The 21,801-nt window shown below is 71.0% G+C and carries 18 protein-coding genes and 5 pseudogenes; 14 read left to right on the forward strand and 9 right to left on the reverse strand.

The features are described from left to right. Nucleotides 1-66: 66 nt before the first annotated feature. The 4 genes from CP967_RS33675 to CP967_RS33690 all read left to right on the forward strand — a co-directional run bounded on the left by CP967_RS33675 (nt 67) and on the right by CP967_RS33690 (nt 3,515). A complete protein-coding gene (locus tag CP967_RS33675; protein ID WP_150491598.1) occupies nt 67-651 on the forward strand; it encodes a rhodanese-like domain-containing protein in 585 nt (194 codons plus the stop codon). Nucleotides 652-954: 303 nt separating this feature from the next. Then, a complete protein-coding gene (locus CP967_RS33680; RefSeq protein ID WP_150491599.1) occupies nt 955-2,313 on the forward strand; it encodes an MBL fold metallo-hydrolase in 1,359 nt (452 codons plus the stop codon). Between the two features lie 96 nt (nt 2,314-2,409). Continuing rightward, nucleotides 2,410-2,775 (forward strand): rhodanese-like domain-containing protein, encoded by a 366-nt coding sequence (locus tag CP967_RS33685; protein ID WP_190175370.1) that lies wholly within the window; start codon nt 2,410-2,412, stop codon nt 2,773-2,775. Beyond that, nucleotides 2,772-3,515: a sulfite exporter TauE/SafE family protein gene (locus CP967_RS33690; RefSeq protein ID WP_150491601.1), complete on the forward strand. Its 744-nt coding sequence runs from the start codon at nt 2,772-2,774 to the stop codon at nt 3,513-3,515. The genes CP967_RS33685 and CP967_RS33690 overlap by 4 nt, the downstream gene beginning before the upstream one ends. Nucleotides 3,516-4,218: 703 nt before the next feature. Here CP967_RS33690 and CP967_RS33695 read toward each other — a convergent pair. The 4 genes and pseudogenes from CP967_RS33695 to CP967_RS33715 form a co-directional block, all read right to left on the reverse strand. Further along, nucleotides 4,219-4,707: a DUF4265 domain-containing protein gene (locus tag CP967_RS33695; RefSeq protein WP_190175371.1), complete on the reverse strand. Its 489-nt coding sequence runs from the start codon at nt 4,705-4,707 to the stop codon at nt 4,219-4,221. A gap of 56 nt (nt 4,708-4,763) precedes the next feature. Further along, nucleotides 4,764-5,369, reverse strand: coding sequence for a DUF6461 domain-containing protein (locus tag CP967_RS33700; protein WP_150491602.1), 606 nt, complete (start codon nt 5,367-5,369; stop codon nt 4,764-4,766). 134 nt (nt 5,370-5,503) lie between these two features. Then, nucleotides 5,504-6,340 carry a transposase gene (locus tag CP967_RS33705; RefSeq protein ID WP_150491603.1) on the reverse strand — a complete coding sequence of 279 codons (837 nt, stop codon included), beginning with the start codon at nt 6,338-6,340 and terminating at the stop codon, nt 5,504-5,506. A gap of 8 nt (nt 6,341-6,348) precedes the next feature. After that, nucleotides 6,349-6,977, reverse strand: a pseudogene (locus CP967_RS33715) (IS5 family transposase); the annotation flags it as partial. 95 nt (nt 6,978-7,072) lie between these two features. On the opposite strand from CP967_RS33715, the gene CP967_RS33720 reads away from it, so the two are divergent. The 3 genes from CP967_RS33720 to CP967_RS35010 all read left to right on the forward strand — a co-directional run bounded on the left by CP967_RS33720 (nt 7,073) and on the right by CP967_RS35010 (nt 10,736). Next, complete coding sequence (locus tag CP967_RS33720) at nt 7,073-7,822, forward strand: hypothetical protein (protein ID WP_150491605.1); 750 nt, start codon at nt 7,073-7,075, stop codon at nt 7,820-7,822. A gap of 363 nt (nt 7,823-8,185) precedes the next feature. Then, entirely contained in the window at nt 8,186-8,314 is a 129-nt protein-coding gene (locus CP967_RS35175; RefSeq protein ID WP_268253058.1) for a hypothetical protein, read from the forward strand. A gap of 466 nt (nt 8,315-8,780) precedes the next feature. Further along, nucleotides 8,781-10,736: an eCIS core domain-containing protein gene (locus CP967_RS35010; protein WP_373300442.1), complete on the forward strand. Its 1,956-nt coding sequence runs from the start codon at nt 8,781-8,783 to the stop codon at nt 10,734-10,736. 456 nt (nt 10,737-11,192) lie between these two features. On the opposite strand, the gene CP967_RS35015 is transcribed toward CP967_RS35010, so the two are convergent. Then, on the reverse strand, nt 11,193-12,209 hold the full coding sequence (locus tag CP967_RS35015; protein ID WP_150491607.1) for a winged helix-turn-helix domain-containing protein: 1,017 nt from the start codon (nt 12,207-12,209) through the stop codon (nt 11,193-11,195). 24 nt (nt 12,210-12,233) lie between these two features. Further along, nucleotides 12,234-13,042, reverse strand: a protein-coding gene (locus CP967_RS33740) for an IS5 family transposase (protein ID WP_150485942.1) whose coding sequence is annotated in 2 segments (ribosomal slippage) — nt 12,234-12,688 and nt 12,688-13,042 — 810 coding nt in all. Because the reading frame shifts where the segments join, the coding sequence is not laid out codon by codon here. Between the two features lie 257 nt (nt 13,043-13,299). Between CP967_RS33740 and CP967_RS35525 the strand changes: the two are divergent. From CP967_RS35525 to CP967_RS33760, 3 genes and pseudogenes are all read left to right on the forward strand, one after another. Continuing rightward, a pseudogene (locus tag CP967_RS35525) lies at nt 13,300-13,623 on the forward strand (MFS transporter); the annotation flags it as partial. A gap of 28 nt (nt 13,624-13,651) precedes the next feature. Then, entirely contained in the window at nt 13,652-14,461 is an 810-nt protein-coding gene (locus CP967_RS35020) for an MFS transporter (protein WP_150491608.1), read from the forward strand. 414 nt (nt 14,462-14,875) lie between these two features. Next, a pseudogene (locus CP967_RS33760) lies at nt 14,876-15,606 on the forward strand (restriction endonuclease). 712 nt (nt 15,607-16,318) lie between these two features. Here the strand turns inward: CP967_RS33760 and CP967_RS33770 are convergent. The 3 genes and pseudogenes from CP967_RS33770 to CP967_RS33775 form a co-directional block, all read right to left on the reverse strand. Further along, nucleotides 16,319-17,086 carry a DMT family transporter gene (locus tag CP967_RS33770; protein WP_244338990.1) on the reverse strand — a complete coding sequence of 256 codons (768 nt, stop codon included), beginning with the start codon at nt 17,084-17,086 and terminating at the stop codon, nt 16,319-16,321. Nucleotides 17,087-17,105: 19 nt separating this feature from the next. After that, a complete protein-coding gene (locus tag CP967_RS35025) occupies nt 17,106-17,363 on the reverse strand; it encodes a hypothetical protein (RefSeq protein ID WP_244338991.1) in 258 nt (85 codons plus the stop codon). 95 nt (nt 17,364-17,458) lie between these two features. After that, nucleotides 17,459-18,143, reverse strand: a pseudogene (locus tag CP967_RS33775) (TetR/AcrR family transcriptional regulator). A 23-nt stretch (nt 18,144-18,166) separates the two neighbouring features. On the opposite strand from CP967_RS33775, the gene CP967_RS35030 reads away from it, so the two are divergent. From CP967_RS35030 to CP967_RS33790, 4 genes and pseudogenes are all read left to right on the forward strand, one after another. Further along, on the forward strand, nt 18,167-18,577 hold the full coding sequence (locus tag CP967_RS35030; RefSeq protein WP_244338992.1) for a hypothetical protein: 411 nt from the start codon (nt 18,167-18,169) through the stop codon (nt 18,575-18,577). Next, nucleotides 18,523-19,233, forward strand: coding sequence for a GNAT family N-acetyltransferase (locus CP967_RS33780; protein WP_244338994.1), 711 nt, complete (start codon nt 18,523-18,525; stop codon nt 19,231-19,233). The genes CP967_RS35030 and CP967_RS33780 overlap by 55 nt, the downstream gene beginning before the upstream one ends. 1,037 nt (nt 19,234-20,270) lie before the next feature. Then, nucleotides 20,271-20,441: a hypothetical protein gene (locus CP967_RS35035; RefSeq protein ID WP_244338996.1), complete on the forward strand. Its 171-nt coding sequence runs from the start codon at nt 20,271-20,273 to the stop codon at nt 20,439-20,441. Between the two features lie 14 nt (nt 20,442-20,455). Beyond that, nucleotides 20,456-21,801: pseudogene (locus tag CP967_RS33790) on the forward strand (helix-turn-helix domain-containing protein); the annotation flags it as partial.

A 21,801-nucleotide genomic window follows, 5' to 3' on the forward strand; every position in this document is an offset into this window, starting at 1 on the left:
GCCGGCTCTCCGCTTCCCCTCCCTTTTCCTTCTCCTCTTTCGTCTTCTTTCCACGGAGTAGTTCTCATGACCGCTGACGCTTCCCGCACCTCCGTCTTCACGCCGGCCGCCCTTCAGCACCTGATCACGACAGGCGACGGCCCCCGCCTGCTCGATGTGCGTACGCCCGGCGAGTTCCAGACCGGTCACATCCCTGGCGCCTGCAACGTGCCCCTGGACACCCTGCGCGAGCACCGCATGGAGCTGGGGAAGCACCTCGACGAGAACGTGGTGCTGGTCTGCCGCTCCGGAGCCCGCGCCACGCAGGCGGAGAAAGCCCTCGCCGAGGTCGGCCTGCCCGGCCTGCGGGTCCTCGACGGCGGCATGGCGGCCTGGGAATCCTCCGGCGCCCCGGTCGACCGCGGCCCGCAGCGCTGGGAACTGGAACGCCAGGTCCGCCTCATCGCCGGCTCGGTCGTCCTCGTCAGCGGCGTCGTGGGCTTCTTCGTCCCCGGTGTGCACCTGATCGGCACCGCGATCGGCGCCGGACTGACCTTCGCTGCCCTCAGCAACACCTGCGCCATGGGCATGATGCTCTCCAAGCTGCCCTACAACCGCGGCCCGCGCACCGACATCCGCACCCTCGTCGCCTCCCTGCAGGACCGGGCCTGAAGCCACCGATCGAGGACCCCGCGAGGGCCCGCCACTGGGGACCGCCGCGGTGGCTCGTTGCCGGGGACCGGCTGCGGGGGCTCGTTGCCGGTGATCGCCGTGAAGCCCTTCTCCGGCCCCGTCGGCGTCCCGCCCGGCCGGGGCCCGGCCCCGGCGAGGCGGCGCCGGAGAACGCCCGGAAACTGGACCGGCCTCCGTCAGGGAGAGAGCCGCCGCACACACCATCACGCCGGAAATACCCCCCTGGGTATATTTTGTTCAACTTGATACCCAGGGGGGTATCACAAGGAAAGGAGCAGCTCCATGTTCTTCATCGACACCATCGAGCTCGCAGGGCTCGGCAACCGTCACTACCTGGCCGGCGGCACCGACGCGGCTGTGGCCGTGGACCCGCCGCGGGACTTCGACCAGGTTCTGGCTGCGGCGGCCCGACGCGGAGTGCGCATCACCCACGTCGTGGAGACGCACATTCACAACGACTACGTGACCGGCGGCCTTGAGCTCGCCCGGGTCACGGGCGCGTCCTACCTGGTGCCGGCCGGCGCGCACGTGTCCTTCGCCCGGGTACCGGTCTCAGACGGCGACACCGTGACCGTCGAGGCCGGCCTCGTACTGCGGGCCGTCGCCACCCCGGGGCACACCCCGCACCACACCGCGTACGTGCTGGAAGAGCGGGGCACCGCCGTTGCCGCGTTCACCGGCGGTTCGCTGCTGATCGGCACCGTGGGCCGCCCGGACCTGGTGGAACCCCGGCTGACCGAGCAGCTGGCCCGCGCGCAGCACGCTTCCGTACACCGTCTGGCAGCCGAGCTGCCGGACGCCACAGCCGTACTGCCGACGCACGGCTTCGGCAGCTTCTGTTCCTCCGCACAGGCCGAGGGCGACCACACCACCATCGGCCGGGAGAAAACCGCGAACACGGCGCTCACCACCGAGGCCGACTCCTTTGTCGCCGAGATCCTGGCCGGTCTCGAGGACGTTCCCGCCTACTACGCGCACATGGGCCCGGCCAACGCCGCCGGCCCCGCCCCGGTGGACCTGACACCCGCGGCCGTTGCGGACGCCGGTGAGATCGCCGACCGGCTGGCTGCCGGTGAATGGGTCGTGGACCTGCGCAACCGGGTCGCTTTCGCCGAGGGGCACGTCGCCGGGAGTTTCAACTTCGAGGCGGACGGCAAGATCGCCACCTACCTGGCCTGGATGGTCCCGTGGGGCAAGCCGGTGACTCTGCTCGCCGAAACTCCCGAGCAGCTGGCCGCCGCCCAGCGTGAGCTGGTCCGGGTCGGTATCGACCGCCCCGCAGCCGCCGCCGTCGGCACGGTGCGGGAGTGGACCGACGAGGGCGCCCCCCTGGCGTCCTTCCCGCGTTCCACCTTCGCCGGCCTGGCCGGGCAGGGAACGGAGAACGTCGTCATCCTGGACGTGCGCCGCGACTCCGAGCGTGCCGCCGGACACATCGAGGGCTCGGTGCACATCCCGGTCCACCAACTGCACCAGCGGCTCGGAGAGGTCCCGGCAGGGACCGTGTGGGTGCACTGCGCGGGCGGCATGCGCGCCGCGATCGCGGCCTCACTCCTCGACGCCGCCGGCCGTGACGTGGTCGCCGTCGACGACGGCTTCGACTCCGCCACCGCGGCCGGGCTGCCCGTCATCACCGGCTGAGCGGACAGCCCGCCCACGACTCACGCGGCCCCGGCCAACCGGCCGCCCCGATACCCGCACCAGCTTCCTGCACGCCTGCATACGAGAGGTCCTGTGATGTCCCTGTTCTCCCGAGACAAGAAACGTGTCACCGCGGAGGAGGCCCACCGGCGCACCCGGGGCGCCGACGCCCCGGCCGTCCTGCTGGACGTACGCGAACGGGGCGAATGGGACGCCGGGCGGGCGCCCGGCGCGCTGCACGCACCGCTGTCCGCCCTGGCCGCGGGTGAAGCCCTGCCACAGGCCGCCCAGGGACGGCCGCTGGTGGTGATATGCCGCAGCGGGAACCGCTCGCAGCGGGCCGTCGAACTGCTCCGTGCCCGCGGCGTGGACGCGGTGGACGTCAAGGGCGGCATGCAGCAGTGGGCCCGCGCCGGCCACCCGGTCGTCGGCGCGGGCGGCAGCGAGGGCTCGGTGGCATGACCGCTTTGATCCTCGCGCTGGTTGCTGGTGCTGTTGTCGGTCTGGCGCTCGGTGGTCTCGGCGGTGGCGGGAGTGTCCTGGCCGTGCCCGCTCTGACCTACCTGATCGGTATGCCTCCGGCAGCCGCGATCACCGCTAGCCTGATCATCGTCACCCTGACGTCCGTCACCGCGCTCACCGGGCATGCCCGGGACGGCAACGTGGCCTGGCGGACCGGACTGCTCTTCGCGGCGGCGGGCATCGTCCCCGCCATGCTCGCCGGCACGGTCGCCGGTCATCTGCCCCAGGCCGGGCTCACCATCGCCTTCGCCGGTGTCGCGGGAGTGGCCGCACTGCGGATGCTGCGCCCCGCACCGGCCCCGGCTGCGGGCGAAGTGCGCCCCGTCAGGGCCGGCGCGGCCGGAGCCGGCCTCGGTGCCGTGACCGGACTGCTGGGCGTGGGCGGCGGCTTCCTCGCCGTACCTGCCCTGGCACGCGTGCTGAACCTCCCCATGCGCCGGGCCATCGGCACCAGTCTGTTGGTCATCACCATCAACTCGATCGCCGCGCTCGGTGCCCGGGCCGGTGCCGGGGTACAGCTGGACTGGTCGGTCATCGCGCCTTTCACCGCAGCTGCGATCCTCGGCGCCTGGGACGGCAAACGCTACGCACAGCGGCTCAGCGGTAACACGCTGCGGCGCCTCTTCGCCTATGCCCTGCTCGTGGTCGCGGCCTTCATGCTCGCCGACGCGTTCATCTGAACTTTCCGCTGTTTCCTTCCCGTCCGCCGGGTGGCGGGGTGTCCGACGACGAGGGCGGCACCTTGTGACGGTGCTCCCCGCACCGGGCCCGGCCTCCGGGCCGTTCCCGGGCTGTCCCTTCCGGGTCGGCCCCGGGCTGTCCCGGCCGCGGGCTCGGTCCCGTCGCCCTCGCCGTCGGTTCCATCCATGCCGCGTGGCTGGAACCGGCCCGTGACCGCTGCCTCGCCAGCGGCTACATCCTGGCCGGACTCGGCCTCCACGTCGTCTTCGCCGAGTCGAAGCTGGCCGAGTTCCTGCGAGGGGTGGGGCACTACCCGCGCTGGGGGGTCGTGCACTGAGCTTCTTCGAGATGGCTACCGATCGGGTGATGGCCTGCGCAGCGCAACGAACGAGCCCCCGAGCTGTTGATCGAGATGTCTCACGTCTCAACAACACTGCTCGGGGGCCCCGTTGATCATCTATCGTGCCTCACACGACCTGCCGCATGCGCTCGTGGAGTGGGTGACCACGCTCGTCGTCACCCTCACAAGTGACGACGTGTACTGGACTTCCCAGGCGGGAGGTGCCGCGTTCATCAGATGCACTGCCGGGTGAACATCGCCCACTCGACGTGCCGCTCAGCCAGATCTTGTGTCATGTGCCCGATCATCCATGGCGCCACTGACAGAGACCTCAGCGCCCCTCCCGCGGCGTGCGCAACCGCTCATCCCGTCGCTGTGGACCTCCAAGCAGCGGTGACGCATCCTTCCTCCCAGTGCCACCAGCCCTCCGCTGCACCGCGTTCCAGGAGCTTGCGGATACGCGGCAGGTCCGCCTCCGGAGGGACATGCAGCGCCACCATCCGGTACCGCTCGATACCCTCGCCCGTCGTGCCGAGCTTGTGGAAGATCTCCAGAATGCTCTGCCGGGCAGCGGCCGAGCCCCCGTCCTTCAACACGATCAGCCGGATCGTGCAGTTCTCCGAGGACCGGACCGTCTCTCCAGCCCAGCAGACGCCTTCATCGTCGATCTCCACCCGGACGATGTCGTCGTTGGCGACGCCACGGACGAACCACGGGGTGTTGTCCAGGCGCACGGTTCCGTCGCCGAGGTCCACGGCCCACAGGCTCTCGACGCTCGCCGGCGGCCAGCCGTCCTCGTCTGTGTTCATCCGGAAGTGGACCTTCACATGGTCGTCACTGATGTTCGTCACCGCGCCATCATCCACGTCACATCCATGGGTCCGGAAGGGAGTGCGGACGGAGGATGTCACCGGATCTGGATGGTGGCGCAGGCGAACGTCGTGTCCTGGAGCAGTTTCGGAGTGATGGCGACGCCGGTCAGGTGCTCTGCCAGAGCGAACGCTGCTGGCGAGGAGAGATCCGTTTCTGGAGACTCCTCCTCGAAATGGAACCCGATCCGCTCCATGACGTCGAGGAGTTCATCGGGTGCAGTGCCCCATCGGTCCTCCGGGAACATGGGGTCGAAGCAGAGGCGCAGGACCTGATCCTCCGCCCAGAGGAACGTGCCGACGGCGTTGACGTTGACGAAGTGCGATATCCAGCTCGTCCCAACGGAGGCCGGCAGGACTCGATCTTCGGTGACTCCGAGGTAGCCGTTGGGCTCGATCAGGAGTGTCCAGGTGCCCACAGTGGTCATGGCGACCAGCCGGCGGTCGCCCTCTTCCAGGTCGTACTGGGCGAAAGCAGCTTCGACGACTGCAGCTATGCCTTGCAGAGGCACTTCCGATCGTCCTTCGAGCCGGGACATCAGCTCATCAGGCGACAGGCCCCGCACCAGGGTGAAGCAGTAAGCCTCGGCGATATCTGGAAAGTTGTTCTCGAACCACGCGTAGTCCGCCCCGGTCTTCGTCATACCGCCCATCCTTGCTCCTGGCACTGACAGTGGAAGGACGCCGTGGCCGTCAACGCGAATCGGAAGTCACATCCACCAACTCGGGAAGCGATCTCGTCCCGGGACTCTGCGGCTGCTGATGCTCCTATCGGCTGTCAAGCGGCGGTGGGCCAGTCGCGGTAGGTGTTGGCGAGGTCGTCGTCTCGACGGATTCCGCGTTCGAGGGTGGAGATCGTGGCGAGCCAGACGCCGAAGTGGCGGGCCGCTGCGGTGAGGGTGATGTTCTTCGACTGCCGCAGGGGCCGCAGGCCGACGATGCCTGGGATGGTGACGGTAGTGGTCAGGCAGCGGAACATCTCCCGGGTGATGGCTCGTTTCAGCAGCCGGATGATCTCCTTCTTGGTTCGGCCGGCGGCAGTCTGCCGTGCCACGTAGTCGCGGGTGCGGGGATCGCTGGACATGCGGACCAGGGCGATGCGGTGGAGGGCGGCGTTGGCCGCCCGGTCGCCGCCTCGCGAGAGGCGGTGCCGGTTCGTGGGGCAGCTGGAGGCGGGGACGGGGGCGGCTTTGCAGAGGGCGGCGAAGGACGCCTCGGTCCGCAGGCGTTCGGGATTGCCTCCGGCCGTGACCAGCAGCTGGGAGGCGGTGTCGGGGCCAACGCCGTAAGCGGCCCGCAGTCCGGGGTTGTCGGCCGTGACCTCGCCGTCGAGGGCCCGGGTCAGGGCCTGATGCTCGGCCGTGACTTCCTTGACGCGCCGGGCGAGGCTCTTCATCGCGGTGTGGACCGCGGTGTGGGCCGCGTCTTTGGCCGGTCGCAGCCGGGCCAGGGCGTCGGTCCGGTCGGCACTCTTGAGCTGCCCGAATTTGGCACGGATGCTCTCGGGCGCGGTGACGAGGATGTGGGTGATCTGGTTGAGGGCGGCGGTGCGGGCCTTGACGGCGGAGCGGGCGGCGCGGGTGAAGCCGGCCCCGTAGGAGGCGGTGCCTTCCACCGGTTTGAGCCCTGCGCCCGGACCAGCCGGCGGTACTTGTCGTGGTCATAGCCGCGGTCGCCGAGCAGGACGTCGGGCCTTCGACGGGGTCGTCCCACGAGTCCCGGGACCGACGGGATCTTGGCGAGCAGGGGCATCAGCTGGGTAACATCATTGCGGTTTCCGCCAGTCAGGGACACCGCGAGCGGGATGCCCTGTCCGTCGACGAGGATGTGCTTGCTACCCGGCCGTGCGCGATCGACCGGGCCGGGACCGCTTCTGGGCCGCGCCGAGCGGCCCGGACGCGGGAAGAGTCGATCAACGCCCGCGACCGGTCGAGCTGTTTCGCCGCCCGCAACCGGGCCAGCAGCACGACGTGCAGTCCGTCCCAGACGCCGGCCTCGTTCCAGGCAGCGAGCCGACGCCGGCACGTCATGCCTGAACCGAAGCCCAGTTCCTGCGGCAGGTACTCCCACCGGGTCCCGGTATGCGGCACGAACAGGATCCCGCGCAACACCCGACGGTCAGGAACTCTTGGCCGACCGGGCACCATTTTCGACGCCGGCACAGGCAACAACGGCTCGACCAGCGACCACAGTTCATCCGAGACGATCCACGGACGCGACTCTCTCTTCCCCACGAACAGCCCAACGAGCATCCAAGCCGACAGTCACATCATCTGATTCTTCTGTTAGGACCTGTAACTCCGTTTAATGTCGCCGGTGTTGCAGGCAGGCTCCAAGGGGAGAGCTCATGGTTGGTTGGTGGCGAAAGAAGTCCGCGCTGGAGAAGGACGCGCCGGTGATGGGTGCGCCTGAGTTCTTGTCGGGGTCGGCGCGCGGGACGCTGCCTGCGCACATGGACGGGCCTGGCGGCCGGCGGGCGGTGGCGCTCGTCGTGCACGACGACGGGGTGGTGCTGACCGTTGGCGATGTGCGCCGCACCTACGTGTGGTCGGAGGTCGCCCATGTGTGGCACGCCAACGACATGGACGGTGAAGCGGACGACGGTTTGGTGATCACGGAGTGGCGGCACGAATTGCTGCTGGAGTTCACCGACGGCACGGTCGTGAACTCACTGCTGGCCGACTCGCCCGTCGTCACGCCGGAGTCCGCATTCCGCACCGGCCGGTTGTCGTCCTCGCCGCCCTCTGTCATCGCGCCGCTGATGCAACGCGTCATTGCCCCGGTGACCGAACTGCATCTCGCCAGGGCGAAGGCGACACTCGCAGGCGGCGGTCAGGTGGAGTTCGGCCCACTTACCGCCATGGCGGACGGGCTGCACCATGGCGACAAGAAGATCCCTTGGCACACCATCACCTCATGCCGCTACGGCTTCGTTATCTTCCACGAGGACGAGGACGAGCTGGGCGCGATGCTCCGCATGGAATACGCGGTCGATGGCGGCGCGCACGGATTCCCGTTCGCCTGGCTGCGGATCCCGGCGCTCGACGTCCCGGACCTGGATGTCCTGGTGCGGCTCGTCGACGAGAACCGCTCCTGAGCAGCGACCGGGCACCGACGCGTACGGCCAGGAGCTGGCCCGCATCAGCCAGAACGAGAGCGAGGCCATGGCGGCGCGCGGTTCACGGTCTTCCAGGACCTGGCCGCCGTCGGCATCGGACACGACCAGGCAGACGACGTCGCGTCGAAGCTGGAGGCCGGGGTGGCGGCCGGCGCTCCCCGCCTGGGCCCCCGGGAGCAGCGCCCCGCACTGGTCCGAGCTCTGCTTCCGTCCCGGTCTCTGTGGGCCGGTCCGACGTGTTGCGCGAGCTCGTCCGGGCCCGCGCGCAGCTCCGCGAGACAGCGGCGGCGCTGGTCCGCGTGGCTGCCCGTCACACCACTGTCCCCGAACCGGTTCCCGACCGTGTCGATGACGTCGTCGGGGACCAGAGCGCTGCGCGACGTCCGGCTGTGGTCCTTCCCCGGGTTCGAGAGCGCCATCACCGCGTGCCTGGCCTCGGCCTCGCTGACCGGCCCGCCGTGCAGGAGCTGACCGCCGTATGGTGGCCCTGCGCGCCCTGGCCCTTGATGACGTCCCCGTCTTCACCCGCGTCTGCAGCGGGGTATCCGTCCGGTACACCACCGGCACGTCCCTCACCTTCGAACAGGCCCACGAGAAGGTCCGCGTGGCCTTCGCCCGAGCCGTTCGAAGCCCCAGCGCGCAGTGGAGCCGGGACGGCTTCCATGAGGACGGCCTGATCTGCCTGCGCCGACGCACCCGGCCTTGGGCGCCTTCGGCTACCTCCTCCAGGACGGCAGCTGGGGCAACGGCTACGCCACCCGGGCCGCTCGGGGCCGAGGCCGCCGAAAGGGGGGCGGCGGGGGCACGGCGTGGCTGCCGGCCGCGCATCCGCACTGCCCGGCCGACCACCCTTTTCTGCCCTCCGGTTCCTGGCCTCGTGATCGTTCACCGCGTATGCAGGAAGGGTCGCCCCTTCTCCCTAGGTAAGGCTCCCCTTTTGCGCACCCAAGACAACGACCGGACCACACGGGACGAGTCCGCCCGCACCGCGCCCCGCGCCCCCGCGGTGGAGGGCGGGGCGCCGCCCGTCGACCTCATGGCTTTGCAGGCCGGTGCCGGGAACGCGGCCGTGGTCCAGATGCTGAGCAGGGCCGGCCACCCCGGGGCCCGCGAGCAGCACCGGCACTCCGCCGGCTGCAGCCACCCGCAGGCCGGGCAGGCGGCGCCCGCGGTGCAGCGCTCCGCCGTCCACGCGGTGCTGCGCGGGCCCGGCCGTCCCCTGGACGACACCACCCGCGCCGACATGGAGGCTCGGCTCGGCGCCGACTTTTCCGACGTCCGCATCCACGCCGACAGCGCGGCCAGGGCCTCGGCGGCTGAAGTCGGCGCCCGCGCCTACACCAGCGGGAACCACGTCGTGATCGGGGCGGGCGGCGGGGACGAGCACACCTTGGCACACGAGCTCACCCACGTCATCCAGCAGCGCTCCGGCCCGGTCGCGGGCACCGACAACGGGTCCGGCCTGAGGGTTTCCGACCCCGCCGACCGCTTCGAGCGCGAGGCGGAGGCCAACGCGACCCGGGTGATGCGCACCCGGCCTCGCGCGGGCGCACCGGTCCAGCGGGCCGAGGGGCGTGATGCGCCGCGGACCGCGTCGGCGGGGCGGGCCCCGGCCGTGCAGCGGGCGGCCGAGCTCGCCGACCTCGCCGGGGGCGGGAACGCCGGCGCCTTCGGGCAGGCAGGCGCCGAGCCCCAGGGGGCGGGCACCGTCGGGATCGTGCCCGCCATGCTCAGCCAGACCCTCAACCTCATGAACATCGCCGAGCAGTACGAGAGAGGCTTCGAGGGAGGCACCGCACCGGCGGACCGCTTTGCCCTGGTCATCGGTGTGAACATCCGGATCCGCGACCCGCGGGACGCTGTGAACGCGCAGACCCTGTTCACCCAGAAGGCCAACGCCTTCCGCACCGCCTGGGGCAACGACCGGTTCCGGGTCGCGGTCATCGGATTCACCTGGGCCAACCACGCGAACAACGCCCAGGAGACCAGCCAGCGCACCATCCCCTACGGTGAGATCCGGGACAGGATCATGCGCTCCTCCGAGACGACCGCCATGATTGCCGGGTTGCGGGCGGCCGGGCGGGCGCACGTCTACCTTCACACCAGCGACGCCGACACGGCCTCGTTCGAAACCGAGGCGGGACCGCTGTTCTCCGCGGCCGCCGGGCGCCTGGACACCGGGGAGCTGGACGTGTTCAGCGGCGGCTACACCTCCCCCGCGGACCGAAGGACCGCTGACAACGACGTCCTGATCTGGCACGCCAGCCAGGTGGACCTCGCCGTCCGCAGGGCCATGGCCCAGGTGAATCCCGACTTGGTCTACTATCCCGAACCCAACACCTTCGTGAAGGTGCACGAGCACTACGACGAGCTGGAAGACGGCGTCACCTTCGGCAGCGGGGCCGAGGAAGGCCAGCACCTGATGGACTCGCTGCGCAGGAACCGGTACGACGGGGTGGCGGGAGACTTCGACCCGCGGTACGCGATCGCCACCGACATGGACCGCGTCGGCCAGAACGTCGGGGGGCACCCCAGGGGCACCCCGGTCACCGATGCCACCGTCAAGCAGTTGTTCGCGCTCGCCCAGACCCACGCCAGGCCGCAGGAGTGGACCAAGCGCGTCGAGAAGGCGTACGGCATCACTGATCCCGCCGTGCTCAACGAGCTGGCAAGGGTCGTCTTCAGCGACGTGACCATGCAGATGCTGTCCCAGTTCCCCGACCCCCTGCCCGCGGACCCCGTCCGCGTCGCTCTCCGACCCGATAAAAAACTGCTCAAGGGGATCGACGAAGGAGTCATCAACACCGTGAAGGCCAGCAGGGACACTCTGGTCCGGGCCCTCGTCAACGCCGTACGGGCACTGCAGGCACGCAACGAGCAGCCGCCTGGGTGACGTCGCCCCGTCGCAAGTTCAGGAAGATCGCCCGGAATGGTACGAGGAAATGCACCAGCGGCAGCGCAGAGCGCCTTGCTCCCGCCGCGTCCGGGCCGGGCACAACGTCGCCCGCCTGAAGGGCCGGCGGGCACCGGCCCGTCACCTCGGCCGCCGCGAGCACATGAGGGACACGGTTCAGGCCGTTGCGAGTCTGCTGCCGCACCGGCGGGCCGTCGATCCGAGGCCCCGACGACAGCGGTGGGCGCCGGCCTCGCTGCGGAGTTCTGGGAGTTCGTCGGCGATCGCTCCACGACACCGGGGGTTTCTGTGTGCCGTCGTAGTGCCTGGCTGATGGTTTTCGGGAGGTGTCTGCTGGTCGAATGTGTCGGGTCCGGTCGTCCATGTTGTTGCCGGGATGGGTATTTCGTGGGTGGTGTGGTGGTGAAGGGGTGGTGCTGTTCAGGTGCGAGTGGTTCAGGGGCTTGCCGGGGGTGTGTCGTTCTGGGCGTGGTGGAGCGCGGAGCTGAGGGGGCTGTGCCGGTGGTGGACGTGGCGGCCGTGTCGGGTGCGGTCGAGGAGGCGGGCCGCGGCGAGGGCGGAGAGGTGCTGGCTGACGGCGGCGGGGGTGACGTTCAGGCGGTGGGCGAGTTCTGTGGTGGTGGCCGGTTCGGCGAGCAGGGCCAGCAACCGGGCGCGGGGGCGGCCGAGCAGGCATTCCAGGGCATGGGGTGTGGTGGGTTCGTGCCGCTCGGTCAGGAGGGCTGTGCCGCGGGTGGTGTAGACGATGTGGGGCGGGGCGTCGCGGCCGAGCATGGTGGAGACGCCGTCGACGAAGCAGCTGGGGGTCAGGAGCAGCCGGCGGCCGTCGATGGGGATGTCGTCGGTGGTACTGGCCCAGGGGCCTCGCCGGTGGATGCTGAGGATGCCGTTCTGCCAGGTGAGCCGCTCACTGATGCCCGTGAACAGCAGGCCGGCTCCGTGCTCGGCCAGGATCCGGGCCCGGTGTGCGAGATCGGTTTCGAGGAGTGAGCGGAGGCGGGGCCAGAGGGGCAGCAGGCAGACGTTCCAGTACGACTCCAGCGCGTCGGCGATGTCGGCCAGGAGCCCGGCCGGATCGTGCAGGCCGGCAGCGAGCCGGGGCGGGACCGGCTCGCCGAGCGGGGCGAAGGTCTGCTCCAGGCCGGGGCCGAGCAGCGCGGGGTCGGTGGCCCGCAGGGCGGCGAGTTCCGCTCTGATGTCGGGCGCGGGCACGGCGGGGCGCGGGGTGAGGAGATCGGGGACCCAGTAGCGCCGCCGGGCCACGAGAGCGGTCAGCAGCTCATGGTCGAGCTGTTCGAAGGCCGGTCGGGTATTGGCGAAGGCGTTTTTCATATGGGGCATGCGGGGGGAGTGAGGTCCCCATATGCGCAGGCTGAGGACGGTCTCCTGCAGAGGGGAGTACGCGAAGGAGGTGGCGGCGAGGTCGGCCAGGCCGAGGCGGAAACGAATCATTAAGCCCCAGTCTTAGAAGTCATCTCATTTGGCGAGTCGGCGGTAGCAGATGAGGGTGCAGGTGATGCTGGTGAAGGCGAGGAAGTGGTCGGCCTTGTGTTCGTAGCGTCGGTGGAGTCGGCGGAAGCCGGCGAGCCAGGCCATGGTGCGTTCCACGGTCCAGCGGTGGCGGCCCAGCCGTTGGGAGGGCTCGACTCCCTTGCGTGCGATGCGGTGGGTGATGCCGCGTTCGCGTAGCCATCGCCGCAGGTGGGCGTAGTCGTATCCTTTGTCGGCGTGGAGTTTGGCGGGCTTGCGCCGTCGCCGGCCGCGGCGTGAGCGGATCGGTGGGATGCCCTTCACGAGGGGTATCAGGGCTTGGCTGTCGTGCAGGTTGGCCCCGGAGATGCCGACGGATATGGGCAGACCGGTCCGTTCGGTGATCAGGTGGATCTTCGAGCCGTACTTGCCCCGGTCGACAGGATTCGGACCTGTCAGGTCCCTCTTTTCAGGGCTCGCATGTTCACCGAGTCGATCGCGCACCTTGACCAGTCAAGCTCGCCGCGGGCACCGAGTTCGTCGAGGACCAGGCGGTGGAGCCTGGCCCACACCCTGGCCTTCGACCACTCCGAGAACCGCCGGTGGGCGGTCGCTCCGGACGGGCCGAACGACGCCGAAGGCAGCTGCTGCCAGGTACAACCTGACGTGGCCACGAAGACGATCGCCGCCAGCACTTCCCGGTCGCCGTACCGACGCCGACCACCACCCTGCGGCCGCGACGGCGCCTCCGGCACCACCCGCTGGAACAACGCCCACAACTCGTCCGGCACCAGCCGCTCAACGATCCCCACCATGGCTCACAGACTACCGAGTCGCCCAAATGAGATGACTTCTTAATCCATTCCGGCTTGTGCGCGTGCGGGCTTGGCTGACGGCCATGAGTACCGCGCCATCATCTTCTTCCTCTACGTCTCTTCCGGTTTCGCCGTCCCCGGCCCGGCTCCGGGCCGGGGCGGAGAGGTCCAGGCCGGCGGCTGACCCCGTCGTGCGGTCCCTGGGTCTGCTGATCGTCGTGAACGCGACAGGCAACGGCCTGTTCCTTGCTGTCAGCATGCTCTGGTTCACCCGCGGGCTCGGCTACTCCACGGGCCGGATCGGCCTCGCGCTCACCCTCGCCGGGCTGTGCGGCGTTTTCGCCGCCTACCCCGCGGGCCGGGCCGCCGACCGGTACGGTGCCAAGGAGGTCCTCGCCGTCCTTCATGTCCTCCAGGCCGCCGCGATGGCCGCCTTCGCCTTCGCCGGCACCTATCCGGCGTTCGTCCTGCTGGCGTGCGCGGTCACCGCCGGAAGCAGGGCCAACGCCGCCGTGCGCAGCACTCTCTACGCGCACAGCCTGCCGGCCGCCACCCGCACCCCCGCCCTCGGTCTGCTGCGCGCCGTCAACAACGCCGGCATCGGCGCGGGTGCCGCCCTCGGCGCCGGAGTCGCGGCTTTCGGCCACCACGGCGCCTACCAGGGCCGCGATCCTCGCCAACGCCCTCACGTTCCTGCTGGCGCTGTTCCCCCTGCGCTCGGTCCGCGCCACGCACCCGGTCGCGGAGAAGCCCGTCACCGACCGGCCCGGCGGCTCCCGCCGGCCGAACCGCTCCGCTTCCCCCGGCCGCGGTCCGGGTGCACTGGGAGACCGCCCCTACCTCGCCGTCACGGCGCTCAACGCGATCGTCAACATGCTCTACGTCGTCCTGGAGGTCGCTCTGCCGCTATGGCTCACCGGTTACACGAACGCCCCCCGCCCCCTGGTCGGCGTCCTCCTCGTCCTCAACACCGTCCTCGTCGTCACCCTGCAGGTCCGGGCCGGCCGCGGCGCCACCGAACTCCCCGCCGCGGCACGGGCTTTCCGCCTCGGCGGCCTGCTCACCGCCCTCGCCTGCGTCACGGCCGCCGCAGCCGCGCACCGCGCCCCGGCCGCCGCCAGCGTGATCCTCCTGGCGGCCGTCCTGCTCCTGACCCTGGGCGAGGTCACCTCCCAGGCCGGCAGCTGGACACTCGGCTACGCCCTGGCACCCGATCATGCCCAGGGCGCCTACCAGGGCGTCTTCCAGACCGGCATCTCCCTCACCCAGGCTCTGGGCCCCCTCGCGGTCACCACCCTCGTCCTGCCGCACGGCACCACGGGCTGGCTCGCGCTCGGTGCGGTGTTCGGCGGCGCGGCACTCGCCCTGCCGCCGACGGCACGCCGAGCCGAGCGGCGCCGTCCCGTGCCGGACCCCTGACCTCGCACGGCGGCCGCTTCGCCGCATCCGCCACGCGGCCGGACCGGTGCGCCTTCTGCGAGATCCGGCCAATCGGTTCCTTTGCGTCATCATCCGGTGACCTGGAGGTACGGACTGCGGGATGCGGATACACAGAGGGGTCGAAACGAGACCGAGGGTGGTCCGGGGGCGGAAGAGTGTGCTGACGATCAACACGGGAGCACTGCTCGCCGTCATCGTCTGCTGCGGCTGCGGCTGCGGCTGCGCCGGTGCGCCGAGGCCCGGAGCCGGAACGACGAGAAGCTGACCGTGATCACCGTGCTCGCTCCCGGCACCGTATCGCTCCGTCCCCGCCGGGCGTGGGCCTCGGCGGCCTCTGGGGCCGACTCGCCTTCGGCATCACCCATTCCTCCCGCTGGAAACGGAGCGCGCCTGATGGCCGACCGCCGCCCACCGCCCCGCCGCCGGCCTGCGGCACGTCGTCCCGTACGCCGCAGCACGCCTCGGCGCCGGCGTCGTTCGCGCCGGCGGCAGCGCCAGGACACTCAGCTGCTCCTGCTCGGCTCCGGTGCCGTCGCAGGCCTCGCCCTGGTCTGGGCGGTGGTCTCCTGGCTGCTGGTCAACTGGTGGGTGCTGGTCGTACTCGGGGCCCTCGCCGCCGTCGGCACGGCGGTGCGGGTCCACCGGTACCGCCGGCAGCAGGCATGGACCGGGTACGGCAGCAGGCACTTCGCTACGGACTGCCGCAGCTGGACGCCCTGCACCACCGCGACTTCGAGTACGCGATCCGCGACCTGATGCTCCGTGACGGGTGCGCCGACGCCCGGCAGATCGGCGGGGCCGGCGACAACGGCGCCGACGTCCTGGCCACCGACCCCCTGGGCCGCACCTGGGTCATCCAGGCCAAGCACCGCAAGGACGGGGACCGCGGCTCAGCCGTCGGCACCCCCGACCTCCAACGGGTCAACGGCACCGCCCGCCAGCTGTACGGCGCCGACATCGTCCTGGTCGTCACCAACGGCCGTTTCTCCACCCGCTGCGCACCCCTGGCCCAGCAACTGCGCATGCACCTGGCCGACCGGCGCATCCTCGCGGCCTGGGCGAGCGGCGGACGTCCGCTGTGGGAACTCCTCCCGCGGATCCCCGCTCCCCGCAACGGCCGGTGACCGGGCGAGGTGCGGCCGGACCTTCACCTGGCAGCCGTGCGTTCACCCCGGCGGGTGTCAGGTGGCCGGCCGCCGTCGGCGTCCTGCCCTTCACGGAGCCGCGGTCCGTGCGAGGCCGGCGCCCGGCCGTCCGGTACGTACGGCGTCAGGTGGACCAGGGCACTGCCCCCGTGCGGCCGGAGGCGGGGCGGGCGCAGCGGAAGACGGTACCGCTTGTGGGCGGCCTTCTTCCGGGCGACGGCATGGGGCTGCCTCCGGGGAGCGGAAGCAGCCCCCGGGCCGGCTCGGGCCGCCTGCAGGAGCCGGCTCGGGCCGCCTCCGGCGGTTCCTTGCGACAGGGACCGAGCGGTCCTACGGGGCCGAGGCCTGCGGTGCACACGGTCGTCGTGCCGGTTCCGGTCAGATCGCCGTGGGAGATCCAGGTGCTCCCGGGCGGTGTCGTCCAGACCATGTGGCGGAGGCGGTCACCGGTCCTGACGTGGCGGCAGAGGTTTTGGGCCGCGTACACGCCCGGGCCGCCGGAGCCGACGGTGTCCGTGCGTCCGTCGCCGGTGATGCCGGCGAGGACGTCGCGTGCCGGGTCCGGCCCGCCAGCTGTGCTGGGTGCGACGGGTGTGTCGACGGTGTGTCTTCGCATGCGGAGCCGGGGTGCGGGGCGCCCTGGTGGGCGATCGCACGCTTCCGGCGGGCGGTGGCAGCGGGCAGGGTGGTATCAGCGGCGGTCGCGGACCGCGCCCGGCCGTCGCCGGTCCGCCGCCGCGACCCCAGGTGCGCGACGGCCTCCTGCGCCCGGGCGGCAGCGCCCGGGCGTCCGTCGTGCAGCGGCCCGGCCCGGCCCCTCGGTGGCGGCGAGGAACACCACTGCGGACATCAGAAGAGCCGTGCCGGTGAGGACGGCCGCGTTGAGCTGCTCGCCGAGGACCAGGACGCCGATGGCGGCCGCGGTGACCGGTTCCACCAGGGCGACGACGGAGGCTGTGGTCGCCCGCACAGCGCCGAGGCCGGCGAAGAACAACGTGTACGCCAACGCCGTCGGCACGGCCCCGAGGTAGAGAACCAGGCCCAGCGTCCACGCCGGTCGCCCCATGTCGGGCAGCAGGCCCTCCAGCAGAGCCGTCGGCAGAAGACAGACCGTGCCGACCGCGAAGCCGGTGACCGTGGACTCGAACACCCCATCGGCGTTATCCCGGCCGGAGAGGCGGCCCAGCAACGTCACGCCTGCGTAGCCGGCGGCGGAGAGCAGCGCGTAGCCGATGCCCGGCGCGGGAGCCGGTCCGGTGCTCCCGTCCGCACCGCCCGTCAGCAGCACCAGGCCGGCGACGCCGCTCGCCACCGCGGCAATTCCGGCGGCGCCGGCGCGCTCGCCCAGCGTGAGCCGGGCTCCGGCAGTCACCAGTAGCGGACCCGCGCCCAGGGTCACCACCGTGGCCACGGTCAGCCCGGCCTGCTGCACGGAGGCGAAGTAGGCCGTCTGGTACACCGCCAGCCGAGGCCCGTGATCAGGGCGCGCCGCGGGTTCGCCGCGAACGCCGCGCGCAGCGACAACGCTGTTCCCGGCCGCCGGGCCCGTCTGACAGGTGAGCTGCCAGGAGCAGCCCGAGTCCCGCCAGGAACCGCCAGAACGAGACCGAGACGGGGCCGATGCCGCCGACGTCGTACAGTACGGCGGCCACGGCACCGCCCGTGCCCCAGGCCGTGGCCGCGATCGCGACATGGAGAGCACCCCGCCGGACGGGCAGGGCGGAAGAGGACTGCAACGGAGGTCTCCTCGGTCGGTTGCCATACGATGTGTTCGTGGGCAACCCGTGCGGCCGTCCCGTGAAGCCGGGACGGCTCAGCACGACTGCCCGCCTCAGGCGGTGGGCGGCGGAGGCGTCAGGAACGGCTGCAGGTGATCACCGTCCGACGCGGTGCCGCGTACGGCGTCCGGGACCGTGCCGGGCCCCGGCCCGGCGAGCCGGGCGACGAAGCCGTCGACCATGGCGGTCTGCACGTCCCGGGAAACCGTCCGGGATCGAAGAGGGCCTGGACGACGAGCCCGTGGACGAAGGCGACCGCGGCGGCGGCCAGTTGGCCGGTGTCGGCGTGCGGGGGATCTGCCCGAGGCTGCGCGCCGTCTCGAGATGAGGACGAAAACCGGCGCGCAACCTCGTGTACCTGTCGCCCTGCTGGGCGGCCAGAGCCTCGTCGGCGAGGGACAGGTCCCAGGAGCTGACCCAGATGCGGTTACGGGCGGTGCCGGCCGGCGTGAGCGGCAGGATGTCGAGCAGCATGGCCCGCACGGTGGGCAGGCCGTCGGCGGGAGGAGTCCGGCGCGGGCGTCCCGCCGTGTCCTGTTCCAGCAGGTCCAGCGCGTGCGTGACAAGAGCCCGCTTGCTCGGGAAGTAGTGCGTCAGCATGCCGGTCGAGACACCCATGGCGGCGGCCACGGCGCGCAGTGTCAGACCGCCGAACCCCTTGGCGGCAAGGACGCGCCACACCGCCTCGGACATGTCCTTGCGGCGAGCCTCGTGATCTCCGGGTGCGGGCGGCGGCATGGCGCTACCTACATACCAAACGCTTGTTACGCACCCTTTCGGCCACGTGCCCGCCGGCAGTCTCCCTGCCGGCGCTCCGGCCGGCCCGACCTGGAAGGCGGAACGCCCATGCTCACCGCCCCGCTCGACGACCACGCGCAACTGCGCCCCTGGAGCCCTGGCAGGCGCCGGAGTTCCTGGCGCACATCGACCGGGCCCGCCCCCTGGTCGACCCATGGATCCCCTGGGCCTCGCTCACCACCGACCTGGCCACGGCCACGGCCACCCTCCAGCGCTACGCCGACCTCTCGTCCGCCGACAACGGCCGGATATACGGGATCTGGCTGGACGGGGTGCTCGTCGGCGGCGTCATGTTCACCCGCTTCGACACCTCCTCGGGGTGTGCGAGCTCGGCTGCTGGCTGGAGGAGGCCGGGCAGGGCCACGGGCTCGTGACCCGGGCGTGCAGGGCGCTGATCGACTGGGCCTTCACCGAGCGCGGGATGAACAGGGTCGAGTGGTGGGCCTCCGCCGGCAACACCCGCAGCACCGCGTCCGCGCGCCGTCTCGGCATGACCCGGGACGGCGTGCTCCGGCAGCGCTACCCGTACCGCGGGCTGCGCCACGACAGCGAGGTGTGGTCCGTCCTGGCCCAGGAGTGGCCGCCGGCAGGGGACCGGTCCGCACCCTCGTCCGGCGACCGGGCGGAGATCGACCGCCTGGCGGACCTGTTCATGGGCTCCTTCACCAACACCGGGGGGAGGCACCCTGATCTGCAGGTGATCCGCGAACTGTTCGTCCCGGAGGGGACGATCGTCTCGAACACCGGAAACGATCCGGTGATCATGGATCTGGACGCTTTCATCGAGCCGCGTCAGAGAATGCTCACCGACGGGACCCTGACGGAGTTCTCCGAGTGGGAGGTCTCCGCGCGGACGGAGATCTTCGGATCCGTCGCTCACCGGTTCAGCGAGTACCGCAAGTCGGGCACCCGGGACGGAGTGCGCTTCGAGGGCCACGGCCACAAAACCACCCAGTTCCTACGGACCCGAGCCGGCTGGAGGATGTCCTCCATGGCCTGGGACGACGCACCGCACCGTCTCCCGGGATGACGCGCACCCGCCGGGTCCGCGGCAATGGTCCACCGAAGCCGACGCGACCGCGCGGATCACCGAACGGCTCCGGCTGCGCCGTGCCGTGGTCGTGCCGGCCACGAGGGCGAGGCCCAGGAGTCCGGTACGCAGCCGGCGGTGGACACGCTCGGCGCGGCGATCCTTTTGGAGGGCGGCTCGCCGGCAGGGCGGTACGCATACGGCCAGCCGGTCATCCGCTGCGTATGCAGGAGTTGCAACCCGTTGCCCCGCGGCCTCGACGCCATCGTGCTGCCGGTCCCCAACCGCACCGCCGCACGGCTCGTCAACGTCCTGCGCCCGCTCATGGCGCAGGACGTAGGGCGTGTGGTCCGTACCGGGGTCCTCGTGCCGCACGCCGTGGACAGCGATGATGACCGCCGAGCGACCAGTCCCTCCTCGTCCGGCGTGTCACCGCCGCCTTCCGGGCGCACGCCCCCGCAGAGCCCGTCGCCCCGCCGCGCCGGGCAGGGCCGTGACGCCTGCCGTCCCCCTCACCCCGCCGCCTCCACCGGCCCACGCCGGAGTGGGCGGCTTTGCTCGGTGAGGCGGAGACGAGGATCCCCGGTGGGGTCTCGCTGCCGCATCCGCTGCTGCGGCCGATGTTCGCGTCGGGGGTGAACCGCAGGTGGACCAGCTCGGCGCGAGGTGTGCCGCACGGGGCGCAGGTGCCCTCGCGGACGCCGTGCAGTACCTCGGCGTGGGGCCTTGGCCATGTGCCTCCTTGGCCGCCCGGGCGGCGGCGGGCTCGCCGGTCCGTCGGTCAGTCCGATAACTCTTCAACTTGTTGCGAAGTCCCCCCAGCCGCTGATAACTTTCCAACAAGTTAAAAAGTCGAATGGTGGGAGGGCGGACAGCGTGCTGCAGATCCAGCTGGGTGCCGAGCGGCCGGCTGACGCGGACGACCGCCTGGGGCGCGCCACGGTCGGATGGCATCCAGGGATGCCTGAGGACGAGGCATGGCAGGCGGGGCGCGGTGTGTGGAAGTTCAACGCCGACCGGGCTCTGTCCAGGACGAGGTGCAGATCATCAACACCGACGGCATCGTGCTCGCCGTCGCGAGGATTACCGGGATCTCCAAGCACGGCGACCGCTATGCCCTCGAGGGCGACCTGCTGCGCGGTGACCCGCGCGTGGGCCGGCCCACCCCGAGCCCACACCTGTCCCGCAACCCTGTTACCTACATCTGAAAAGCCGCGGTGTGATGAGCGACTTCGACGCGATCGACTCGCTGCTCGCCTCAGTGGGCCCCGAGGCAAAACTTCCGCAGGCTCAGGTGCGCCGTAGCCTGCGCGAACAGGCTGGTCTGTCGAAGGCGCAGGTGGCCCGCGCGCTCGGAATCAGTGCCTCCACACTGAGTGCGTGGGAGGCGGGCCGGGACCCGTCAGGTGAGACCCGGGCCAAATACGGCTACTTCCTCGACGGGCCTGGCCGCCAAGCTCGGTACGCCCGCGCACGCGAAGACGCCACCCCCGCCAAAGTCCCCGTCCGGCGGCACGGACAACGCCGAGCCCGACGAGGGTGTGTGATCCAACTGGCCGACAGCGAACCGTGTGTGCTGTGCGGTCACCCGGCGGCCCAGCGGATGGCTGGGTTCGCCCAGCACCTGGACGCCGCGAATGCCACGCCGCCGCACCCGCGGCCGACGGCTCGGTGGAACCTGCCCCGCGCCGGCCGGAGCCTTCCGCCCCCGCGCCCCAGCGGCCCGCTGCCGACCGCCACCGCTCTACAGCCCGGCGCGCTGTGCAGCTCCCCAGCGAGTCAGCCGACCTGATCGGCCGATCGGTACGGGCCGCGCTCGAAGCACACGGCGGCGACGCGGAAGCGGCGACAGCGGCGCTGGTGAAGAAGGCGATCCCGGACGCGATGGCCCTGCTCGACGAGACACGCAAGGGCGGCAGGTACGACGTGATCGCCCATCCGTGGATGCCGGACATCCTCAAGAAGCAGTCCGCGCGCGGCCCCGACCAGGTGTGGGAAGCCGGCCGAAGTGGACGCGGACCGAACTGCCGCCCGGCGAGCACAAGGTGACCGCCCTCGACATCAACGGCGCCTACCTGTCCGCCCTCAAGACACACCTCCCACTGGGCCAGCTGGAGCACTCCACAGGATCCGACCACGACCACCGCCGGGCCGGCGTCACCTGATCACCCCGGCGCGCTGGGACCACGACGACGTGCTGCCGAACCCGATCGGACAGCGCGACGAGCCGGGCCCCCTGTGGATCACCGAGCCCACACTGCGCCTCCTGCTGCGCCTGTCAGGCCCGAAGTACGGGCTGTGCGAGCCGCCCGAGATCCACGAGTCGTTCACCTCCGGAGCCACCGAGGGACTGCTGGAGAAGTTCCGCATCGCACTCAAGGACGCCCGCGACACCGCGATCGCCACGGACGACGAGGTGACGCTGGAGTATGTGAAGGCGATGTACTCCAAGTTCGTCTCCACGATGGGAGCCTCGAACTACAACCGGGAACTCTACCGCCCGGACTGGTGCATCTGATCCGCTCCCAGGCGTTCGCCCAACCTGTGGATGAAGCCCTCAAGGCCCAC

The organism is Streptomyces nitrosporeus, from assembly GCF_008704555.1.
Classification (GTDB): Bacteria; Actinomycetota; Actinomycetes; order Streptomycetales; family Streptomycetaceae; genus Streptomyces; species Streptomyces nitrosporeus.